Source organism: Promicromonospora kroppenstedtii DSM 19349 (genome assembly GCF_000515355.1).
In the GTDB taxonomy this organism is placed as follows: domain Bacteria; phylum Actinomycetota; class Actinomycetes; order Actinomycetales; family Cellulomonadaceae; genus Promicromonospora; species Promicromonospora kroppenstedtii.
Window position 1 is genome coordinate 81,830 of sequence record NZ_KI911760.1, and the last position, 10,013, is coordinate 91,842.

The 10,013-nt window shown below is 71.9% G+C and carries 7 protein-coding genes and 1 pseudogene; all 8 read right to left on the reverse strand.

Translation table 11 applies throughout. The features are described from left to right. Positions 1 to 1,000: sensor histidine kinase (locus PROKR_RS27650; protein WP_245605994.1), on the reverse strand; the 1,000-nt coding region annotated here is incomplete at its 3' end. An 88-nt stretch (positions 1,001 to 1,088) separates the two neighbouring features. Next, entirely contained in the window at positions 1,089 to 2,297 is a 1,209-nt protein-coding gene (locus tag PROKR_RS27655; RefSeq protein ID WP_036970302.1) for an FAD-dependent monooxygenase, read from the reverse strand. Next, positions 2,294 to 3,712 carry an MFS transporter gene (locus PROKR_RS27660; RefSeq protein WP_036970304.1) on the reverse strand — a complete coding sequence of 473 codons (1,419 nt, stop codon included), beginning with the start codon at positions 3,710 to 3,712 and terminating at the stop codon, positions 2,294 to 2,296. Before PROKR_RS27660 ends, PROKR_RS27655 begins: the two co-directional genes overlap by 4 nt. A gap of 164 nt (positions 3,713 to 3,876) precedes the next feature. Continuing rightward, positions 3,877 to 6,129 (reverse strand): ABC transporter permease, encoded by a 2,253-nt coding sequence (locus PROKR_RS27665; protein WP_036970306.1) that lies wholly within the window; start codon positions 6,127 to 6,129, stop codon positions 3,877 to 3,879. Beyond that, positions 6,129 to 6,926, reverse strand: a complete 798-nt coding sequence (locus PROKR_RS27670; protein WP_036970309.1) for an ABC transporter ATP-binding protein — start codon at positions 6,924 to 6,926, stop codon at positions 6,129 to 6,131. The genes PROKR_RS27665 and PROKR_RS27670 overlap by 1 nt, the downstream gene beginning before the upstream one ends. 380 nt (positions 6,927 to 7,306) lie before the next feature. Further along, positions 7,307 to 8,392, reverse strand: a complete 1,086-nt coding sequence (ychF, locus tag PROKR_RS27675) for a redox-regulated ATPase YchF (protein WP_036970728.1) — start codon at positions 8,390 to 8,392, stop codon at positions 7,307 to 7,309. Between the two features lie 11 nt (positions 8,393 to 8,403). Next, the gene (locus tag PROKR_RS27680; protein WP_084800720.1) at positions 8,404 to 9,180 is read right to left on the reverse strand and encodes a DinB family protein; all 777 of its coding nucleotides are present in this window, start codon (positions 9,178 to 9,180) and stop codon (positions 8,404 to 8,406) included. Between the two features lie 40 nt (positions 9,181 to 9,220). After that, positions 9,221 to 10,013, reverse strand: a pseudogene (locus tag PROKR_RS27685) (hypothetical protein); the annotation flags it as partial.

Sequence of the window (10,013 nt, forward strand, 5' to 3'; positions counted from 1 at the left end):
CCGCCGGGTCGATGTCCGCCGCGACCGGCAGCGGCGCGCGTGCGGCGAGCGTCTCGAGGGCGACCGCGAGGCCGCTGTCCAGCGCCGGCGGGTGGATGCCCCGGGCCAGCTCGCGGAGCTCGGCCAGGGCGTCCTTGGTCGACGCGTGCGCTGTCTCGAGCAGCTCACCCAGGGTGTCCGTCTCGCCTGCGACCAGCTGCTCGCGCGCCTCCCCGAGCTGCATGCCGACGGCGACGAGGCGCGCCTGGGTGCCGTCGTGCAGATCCCGCTCGATGCGGCGCAGGCGGGCATCGGCGTCCTGCACCGTGCCCGCGCGGGAGCGCTCCAGCTCGGCGACCCGCAGACTGGCGGCCGTGGGGCCGAGCAGCACCCTGGTCAGCAGCTTCAGCAGGGCGACGAAACCCGACTGGGCCGACGGCCACAGGACCAGCATCACCAGGCCGCCCAGGGCGACGAGGGCGAGGCCGGCGGGAGTGTGCCACGAGCTGTCCATGGCGAGCTCAGGGGGCAGCGACCAGAACCAGGTCCAGTAGGTCGCGCCGCCGAGCCCGAGCACGAGGCACGCGGTGGTCACGATGAACCCGGCGAGAGTCACCGGCAGGGCCGCGAGCATGAACAGCAGTGCTCGCCAGCCCACCGGGTCACCGAGCGCTCCGCCGAGACGCGGCCAGAAGCCCTTGCGTGCCCGGCGGGGCACGGGCGCCGCGACGTGCGTGTCCAGCAGGTGACCCGCCAGACGGCGGTAGGTGGCGCCCCACCATCGTCCGCCCACCACGAGCGCGCCGGCGGCGAACAGCCCCACCACGGTCACGGCGGCCCCGGCCGTGACCGCCACGGTGACCAGCACGTAGGCGAGTGCGAACGGCCCCAGGAGGAGCATGAACCACAGGTAGCCGTACGAACGCCAGGTGACGGAGGACAACGGCGCGCCGAGCAGGCGCGTCCAGCCGGGGCTCCGCCCGGACCGCCGCGCTCGCGGGTCGAGGGTCATGGTCTGCATACTGCCAGCCTGCCGTGGGGCCGCCCGGCCGGGACAGGGTGTGTTCCCCCGGGAGCGGTAGGGATTTCCTCCGTCTTCCCGACCGGGCTCACGCCGTCGGCGCAGGCGCCGGGAGCACGAGGGCCGAGTGGGCGGGCTGCGGCGTCGTGGCCGGCATGGCGACCAGGTCCCGGAGCACGGCATTGCGCTGTCCCAGCGCCTCGGCAGTGGTGGGGAACAGCCGGGCGCCACCCTTGTCGACCAGTGCCTGGTTCATCGTGACGAACTCGCGGGTCTCACGCTCGTACGCGGCGAAGGCGTCGACGTGGTCACCGTGCGCGGCCAGCGACCTGGCGAGCATGTAGGCGCCCACCAGCGCCAGGCTGGAACCCTGCCCGGTCAGGAACGACGGCGCGTACGCGGCGTCGCCGACGAAGGCCACCCGGCCGCTCGACCAGCGGGGCATGCGGATCTGGCCCGCCGTGTCGAAGAACAGGTCGTCCGCCTGGTGCATGGCATCGACGATGCGGGTGACCTCCCAGCCCGCACCGGCGTAGACGCTGGCGACCAGGTCCCGCTGGGCATCCGGGTCCCGCAGGACGTGGAGCGGCCGTTCCGGCTGGTGGAAGTTCAGGAAGGCGTGCAGGTCGTCGTCGGCGTCCCCGGTGGCGTAGAGCGCGGCGGCCCTCCCGGGGGTGTTCCACATCAGCAGCTCGCGCGTCAGCCCGAGGAAGTTGGGCACGGTGAACACGGCGAACCCGTAGCCCAGGTACCGGTGGAACTGCTCCTCGGGCCCGAACAGCGCCTTCCGGGTGCCCGAGTGCATGCCGTCGGCACCGACCACCACGTCGAACGTGCGCTGCCTGCCGCTGCGGAAGGTGACGTAGACCCCGTGCCCCTGCTGGTCGAGGCGGTCGACGGAGTCGTCGAACACGAACTCCACGTCGTCCCGGACCGTCTCGTACAGCGCGGTGGTGAGGTCCCCGCGCGCCACCTCGAGGTCCTGTCCCGCGACGCCTCCGGCGACCGCATGGGGGTGGAGCACTGCCACCTCGGCGCCGTCGGCATCGAGGAAGGTGAACCGTCCGGTGTCGATGTGCGCGGCCTGCAGCCGGGGCAGGATTCCCATCCGCCGGACCACCTCGATCGCGGTGCCGCGGACGTCGATCGGGTAGCCGCCCCCACGAGGTGCGTGCGCCTTCTCGACGACCGTGACGGCGAACCCGTATCGGTGCAGCCAGTACGCCAGGGTGGGACCGGCAAGACTTGCGCCGGCGATCAGGACCGTGCGCCGGGCGGTTTCGGACCAAGATGTCATGACCGGACTTCCTTCTTCAGGTGACGGACGACGAGCAGGGACAGGGCGGCCACGAGGGCGGCCACGAGAAAGCCGGTGACGAAGGCCGACTCGGCAGGCACCCCGGTCGCCGGGTCGTTCCCGGCGTCGAGGATCGATCCGGCGGCCTGGCCGCCCGCGACGGCGCCGATCAGTCGGATCACGACGAGGAGGCTGGTGGCGATCCCCGTGTCCTTCTGTGCCACGGAGGTCGCGGTGCTGGCGAGCAGCGCCGTCGTGATCAGGCCACCGACGAAGGCGGCGAGCGCCCGCGCCACGACGAGCTGCCACACCGTGTCGTGCAGCGCGGCGACGGCCAGGAGGATGCCTGCGGTGGCGACCGCACCCGTGGTGGCCACCGCGCGTGCGCCGTAGCGCTGCACGGCGAGCCCGCCCACAGAGCCCGCCAGCACGCCGGCGATGGAGGCCGGCATCATGAACAGCCCGATGTCGGTGGTGTCGAGCCCCAGGCCGTAGCCCTCCCCCGACACCTGGAACAGCTTGGGGACGAACGTCTGCAGCATCGCCGAGATCGCCGCGACGGCGACGGTGAGCACGGCCGCGCTCCACATGGCGGGCGCCGCCAGCATGCGCAGCTCGACCATCGGGGAGATCGCCCGGCGCTCGACGGCCACCCAGGCCGCGGCGAGCGCGGCGACGACGAGCACGATGCCGCCGACGGCCAGCGGCGGCACGCCGCCACCGGTCACCACCAGCAGGCCCAGCATGAGCGCGACCAGCGTGGCGCTCAGCAGGGCGACGCCGGGCCAGTCGATCCTGGTGCCCTCTTCGCTCGGCGGGTCGTTCGGCATCAGCCGGAGCACGACTGCCGTGGCCGCGACGATCACGATCGTCGGTGCCGCGAAGATCCAGTGCCAGGACAGGCCCTCCGCGAGCGGCCCGGCGACCAGCGTGCCCACGATGCCGCCGGCGGTGAACAACGCGCTCACCACACCGATGGCCACCTGCGTCTGTCCTGTGGGGAAGTTCTTGCGTACCAGGATGAACGACAGGGGCAGCGCGCCCACCATGGCACCCTGCAGCATCTGACCGATCAGCAGCACCGGCAGGTTCGGGGCCAGGCTCGACAGCAGGCCGCCCGCGGAGACCAGCGCCATGAGCACGAGCAGCACGCGCTTTCCGCCGTAGCGGTCGCCGAGCTTGCCCGCGATGGGCGCGACGATCGCGCCGGTGATCAGCAGCGTGCTGGCGATGAGGGCCGCCGCGGCCGAGTCGACGCCGAGCTCGCGCTCGAGCAGCGGACGCGCCGGGTCCACCACGGTCTGCAGGGTGCCGAGAGCGAGGGCGAGGGTGCCCAGCGCACCGATCGCAGGCTTGCCGATACGGGCCGGGGCCGGGCGCTCGGCCGGGGCTGGCGGCTCGAGGACGATGGTCATCTCAGTCCCTTCCTGGAGCGGTTGACTGCGCGAGCACGGGTGTGATCGGTCTGTTTTCCATACCTCGAACGTAGGTTTCGGGGCATGTGCCCCGGAATGGTGGGATCCGCCGCGGGCACGGAGGATTTCCTCCGTGCCCACGGGCGGTACTGCGCCTTCGGTCGCTACTCGACGGAGACGGCCGCCTCGGCCGGACGGACGCGCGTGGCCTGCCACGCCGGGAGCAGGGTCGCGCCGAGCGTCAGCAGTACGACCAGCCCGACGATGGCCACGTAGACCAGCGGCGGTCCCGCGGGGATCAGGGAGCCCAGACGGTCGAGGCTCAGCGGGACCAGGATGCCGAGCGCGGCGGCGGTGCCCAGGACGACGCCGGTGACGGCCACGATCGCGGCCTCGACGCCGACCATCCGCAGCACCTGACGGCGGGTCGATCCCACGAGCCGCTGGAGCCCGAACTCCCGCTGTCGCGCCGACGTGCTGGACACCAGGGTGTTGATCGTGGTGATCGCCGAGTACCCGACGAGCATGAGCACCATGATGTAGATGGCGTACGACGCCGTCTTCTTCTGGTCCTCGTACTCGTCGAACAGGACCTCGCGGTCGGCGACCGTCAGACCGTCCCGGGCGGCGGCGAGCTCGGTCAGGGCGGCGACGAGCCGCCCGGGATCGGTGCCCTCCTGCGCGGTGACCAGGACGCGGGTCGGAACGCCCGCGGTGGTGTGGTCCGCCAGGGTCTCGGCCGGGAGCAGCAGCGTGTCGTAGCCGTCCGTGGCGGAGAACAGCGCGGCCACCCGCACGTCGAGGAGGGTGTTGTCCCCCATCCGGAGCGTGATCGTGTCGCCGATGTCGACGCCGAGCCTGCCGGCGTGCTCGTCCTCGATCGCGACCGTCGCGCCCCGCAGGTCCGTGAGCGCGCCGGCGGTGACGTCCACCGGCGTGGTCGCCTCCGCGCCCTGCGCCGTGACTCCCTGGAGGTTCCAGCCCTCGCCCATCGGTGACACGTCGTCGGGGTTCTCGACGAAGCCGACGCTGCTGACGTACGCGGACGCCCCGGCGACGCCGGGCAGCCGGCCGATCTCCTCGACGAGCTGCGGGTCGGCCCCGTCGTCCGCCGTCACCACCGCGTCGGCGACGACCCCGGCGGCGTAGGCCTCCTTGTCGGCGGCGTCGTTGGTGGTCTGCAGGTACAGCATCCCGGTCGACACGCCGGTCAGCAGGATGACGGGGCCGAGGACGGCCGCCAGCCGGCTGGTCCGGCCCCGCGCGTTGAGGACGGCGAGGTCGCCGGTGAGTCCCCCGAGGGCGCGCACCGGCCACTGGATCAGAAGGATCATGACCTTCGCCAGGACGGGCGCGAGCAGCGCGAGGCCGATGGTCAGCACGATGACCGCGGGAGCGGCGGTAGCCGGGGCGAGCGGCCCGCTCAGCGCGGTCACGGTGACGATGGTCAGCGCGACCCCGGCGGCGATGAACAGCAGCCCGGCGAGGAATCGCCATCCACTGATCAGCCCGCCGTCGAGCGAGGCCTCGGAGAGCGCCTGGCTCGGCTTGGTCCGGGCCGCGCGCCGTCCGGCACCCAGCGCGCCACCGAGCGCGGCGAGGATCGCCACGACCGTCGCCGCGACGGACGGTATCCAGCCCTGGTGGAAGGCCACGCCAGCCGTGGCGATGCCCTGCTGGGCCAGCAGGTCGAACACGAGCTTGCCGAGGAACTGACCGGGAAGGTAGGCGGCCGCGGTGGCGACGAGCGAGAGCACGAGGGTCTCGCGGAAGATCAGCCTGCGCACCTGCCGGGGCGTCGCCCCGATGGCGCGCAGCAGGGCCAGCTCCTTCTGCCGCTGGGCGATCGAGAGCCCGAGCATCGACGCCACGCCGAAGATCGACACCAGCAGTGCGAACGCGGTGAACACTCCGGCGAGCGAGACCACGTTCACGCTGGTGGCCGTGGCACCACGCAGCTCCGCCCGCCCGCGTTCGTCGCCCACGAGGGTCGACGTCGTCGCGTCCAGCTCGGCGTCGATCTGCGCGCGGAGCGCCGCGACGTCGGTGCCCGGTTCGGCGACGACACCGATCGCGTCGACGGCCCCGGCCGGCGGAGTGCCCTCGAAGACGTAGCTCTCGGTCTCCCGCACGCCGGGCAGCGCCGAGATGACGCTCTCGAGCTCGGCGTCGACGCGGACGCGCTCGGGGAGGATGGCCGGCTCGTCCTCGTCGCCGCCAGGTGCGGCGTACGTCTGGTCGCCGGCGACGACGACGTCGGCCGAGCCGAGCTGCTGCGGGGGGACCGCGGCGCGGATGCCCGTCTCGATCAGTCCGCCGCAGGCCATCAGGACGATCGCGGCGAAGAACATGGCAAGGAACGCAGCCACGAACGTCCCCGTGCGGAAACGCAGGGTGCGGAGCGCGAGCTGGAACATCAGTGCTGTCCTCCCACGGCCGTCGACGGCGACAGGGACGGTTCGTCCGCGTAGGCGCCCAGGTGGGTCATCCGCACGGCGACGGCGTCCGCCGTCGGAGAGTGGAGCTCACCCACCACGCGTCCGTCGGCGAGGAACAGCACCCGGTCGGCGTACGACGCCGCGACCGGGTCGTGCGTCACCATCACGATCGTCTGGCCGGTCTCCCGCACCGAACGGCGCAGCAGGCCGAGCACGTCCCGCGCGGTCCTCGTGTCCAGCGCACCGGTCGGCTCGTCGGCGAAGATGACGGCCGGCTCGGTGATCAGCGCCCGTGCGATGGCGACCCGCTGCTGCTGCCCGCCGGACAGCTCCGCCGGACGATGCTTGCGCCGTTGGGCCAGGCCCACCTGTTCGAGCACGTTCGCCACGCGGCCCTTGGCCGGGCTGCGGCCCGCGAGCCGGAGCGGCAGCGTCACGTTCTGCTCCACCGTCAGGACCGGGAGCAGGTTGAACGCCTGGAAGATGAAGCCGACGCGGTCGCGCCGCAGCTCCGTCAGCTCGGTCTCGGTCATCGTGCTGAGCTCGTTGTCCTCCAGGACGACCGAACCCGACGTCGGCTGGTCGAGTCCTGCCGCACACTGCAGCAGCGTGCTCTTGCCGGAGCCGGACGGACCCATGATCGCCGTGAACGTGCCTCGCCCGAACTGCGTCGTCACATCGTCGAGCGCGACGACCTCGTTCCCACGCCTGCCATAGACCTTGCGGACAGCCGTGAGCCGGACCGCGTCGGTGGCTGTACCTCTGCCTGTGAGCATCTCTCGCACCGTTCCCCCGTGCCGCACCGGGTTGTGCGGGCACGAGACGACGCTATGAAGGCGCGCAGGAAGCCCACCATGGTGCCAGCCGGTCAGCCGCGGTAAGGAAAACTGCATCCTCGGTCGAGTGGCGACGCTCTCGCGTGGGCTGGAAGACGATCCCGCGCCGGAAGGCGACGACCTGCTCAGTTGCGACGCCATCGCGCCGGGCGTCGAGGACCATCCTGTCGCCGAGTCTTGGATCCGGTGGGGGAACCATGGGGGACGGGCGGCCCCTGGGGCCGTTCCTGTCCACCGCTGTCCCGAGGGCTCAGAAGCGTTAACGCAGGTCAAGCGGCATCCGGCCTGGTCAGAGGACCAGGCCGAAAGCCGGGTGATGCTCAGACGTTGAAGCGGAACTCCACCACGTCGCCGTCCTGCATCACGTAGTCCTTGCCCTCGATGCGGGCCTTGCCCGCCGCCTTCGCCGCGGCCGCGGAGCCGGTCTCGACCAGGTCCTCGAACGAGATGACCTCGGCCTTGATGAAGCCGCGCTCGAAGTCGGTGTGGATCACACCGGCGGCCTGCGGGGCGGTCCAGCCCTTGTGGATGGTCCACGCGCGCGCCTCCTTCGGCCCCGCGGTGAGGTACGTCTGCAGGCCGAGCGTCTCGAAGCCGACCTTCGCGAGCTGGTCCAGGCCGGACTCCTCCTGGCCGGTCTCCGCGAGCATCTCGGCGGCCTCGTCAGGCTCCAGCTCGACGAGCTCGGACTCGAACTTGGCGTCCAGGAAGATCGCCTGCGCGGGCGCGACGACCTTGCGGAGCGCCTCCTGCGAGGCGGTGTCGGCCAGACCGGCGTCGTCGGTGTTGAAGACGTAGATGAACGGCTTGGCCGTCATGAGCTGCAGGCTGGCGATCTCGGCGAGGTCCAGGCCGGCGTCGGCGGCACCCTGGTAGAGCGTGACGCCTTCGTTGAGGATCTCCTGCGCCTTCTTGGCGGCCGCGTACAGGACGGGGTCGCCGCGCTTGATCTTGACCTCCTTCTCCATCCTCGGCAGTGCCTTCTCGAGGGTCTGGAGGTCGGCCAGGATGAGCTCGGTGGAGATGGTCTCGATGTCGCCGGGGGCGTCGAGCGAGCCGTCGACCCGCACCACGTCGGGGTCGTCGAAGGCGCGCGTCACCTGGCAGATCGCGTCGGCCTCGCGGATGTTCGCGAGGAACTTGTTGCCCAGGCCCTCGCCCTCGGACGCGCCCTTGACGATGCCGGCGATGTCCACGAACGAGACCGTGGCCGGCAGGATGCGCTGGCTCTCGAAGATCTCGGCCAGCTTATCGAGCCGCTCGTCGGGCAGCGAGACCACGCCCACGTTGGGCTCGATCGTGGCGAACGGGTAGTTCGCCGCGAGCACCTGGTTGCGCGTCAGAGCGTTGAAGAGGGTGGACTTGCCGACGTTGGGCAGGCCGACGATGCCGATAGTGAGAGCCACGTCGCGCAAGTTTACGTGGACGCGGCGGCGCCCGCGTCGATCAGGTCCAGGTCCCTGGTCGCGAACCGGTGGTGCTCCCACTCCTCGGAGAGCACCACCCACACGCACTGGGCCACGACGAACGGCTCCGACTGGTCCATCCAGGGCGGTGGCTCGGCCGCACTGCCGGCCTGTTCGGGCGTGACGGCGGCAAGGTACTCCCGCACCTCCTGCAGCCGGCCGCGGCGGACCTCGAGCACCTCGTCGTACGACGGCGTCGCGGCGAGGTCGATCCCGAGCGCGGGCGCCCCGGCGTCGAACGCGGTGTGCGGCACGCCGGCGGGCCAGAAGACGTCGTCGCGCCGGCCCTGCGCACCCCAGCGCAGCCAGCCGTCGGTGCAGAACACCAGGTGGCGCAGGGTCCGGGCGAACGACCACTCGTCGTCGACCGAGACGTCCACCGTGCCGGGCGGCATCGCGGCCACCCGCTCGACGGTGCCCTCCCACATGGCCTCGAAGGCGTCGAGGGCCGCGCGGAGGCCGGCGATCGACCGGTCCTGGAGCAGCGCACGCTCCGGGTGCCGCCGGTTCAGCTCGGCCTCGACCAGCGGCTCCACCTCGACGCCGTTGACGCGCAGACCGTAGATGTAACCGTCGATGTCGGCACCGGCCAGCTCCACCCCGCGCATCCGCACACCGTTCAGGGCGACCTCACGGAAGGAGGCGCCGCTCATGTCGGCGTCGTGGACCTGGGCCCCGCGGAGGTTCGCGGGGCCCATCCGGTCGACGCGCCCTGTGACGTGGTTCATGCGGGCGACGCTACGCCGAGCCACTGACACTCGACCCGGCCTACGGGAACGACTGCACCTGCTGGAGCAGCTCCGGCAGCCGTCGGTCGAACACGCGGGCGCCGAACCGGACCGCGAGCACCAGGATCAGCGCGCCGTACAGGACGCCGACCGCGAGGGTGGCGACGCCCCAGGGGACCCCGCCGAGGATCACGGCCGCGATGCCCACCGCGAGCACCGGCACCGACAGCCCGGTCGTGATCACGAAGCCGATGCCCTGGGACACCATGGTGGCCATCGCCGCACCCTGCGGGGACTTGAGCGGACTCTCCCCCGGCTTGGCCACCGGGTAGACGAGCCGTGCGGACGCCGCGCTCGACACCCCGGTGCTGACCAGCAGCAGCCCGAACGCGAGCCCGAGCAGCGGCAGCGCCAGGTGCCACGAGTCGGCCACCCACACCGACGCGATGACCGTCGCGGCGCTGACCAGCGGTCCCACCGTGAGCATCGGGATGGCCCGGCCCCAGCGGTCCGCATGACCATCGACGCCGGACGCGACATGCAGGGCGAACGCCGTGTTGTCGTAGGCGATGTCGTTGGAGATGCTGAAGCCGAGGATCCAGGCCACGAAGGGGCCGGTGGCCAGCAGCAGGAAATAGTTGCCCGTGCTCTGGCTGGAGAAGTACATGATCACGGGCAGGAGCGGCACGATCGCGAGCGAGCCGGAGTAGCGCGGGTCCCGCAGCCAGTAGGTCGCGGTCCGTGCGGCCACGGCCCACGTCGGCGAGAACGGCACGCGGCCGAACGCGCCCAGGCCCTTGGCCCGGCCACCGCCGCCGTCGCCGACGGGCGGG

What these genes read in the sequence shown, in the direction of transcription:
- PROKR_RS27655 (WP_036970302.1), bottom strand. Translation starts at nt 2,297, where the DNA reads ATGACATCTTGGTCCGAAACCGCCCGGCGCACGGTCCTGATCGCCGGC.
- PROKR_RS27660 (WP_036970304.1), bottom strand. Translation starts at nt 3,712, where the DNA reads ATGACCATCGTCCTCGAGCCGCCAGCCCCGGCCGAGCGCCCGGCCCCG.
- PROKR_RS27665 (WP_036970306.1), bottom strand. Translation starts at nt 6,129, where the DNA reads ATGTTCCAGCTCGCGCTCCGCACCCTGCGTTTCCGCACGGGGACGTTC.
- PROKR_RS27670 (WP_036970309.1), bottom strand. Translation starts at nt 6,926, where the DNA reads ATGCTCACAGGCAGAGGTACAGCCACCGACGCGGTCCGGCTCACGGCT.
- PROKR_RS27680 (WP_084800720.1), bottom strand. Translation starts at nt 9,180, where the DNA reads ATGAACCACGTCACAGGGCGCGTCGACCGGATGGGCCCCGCGAACCTC.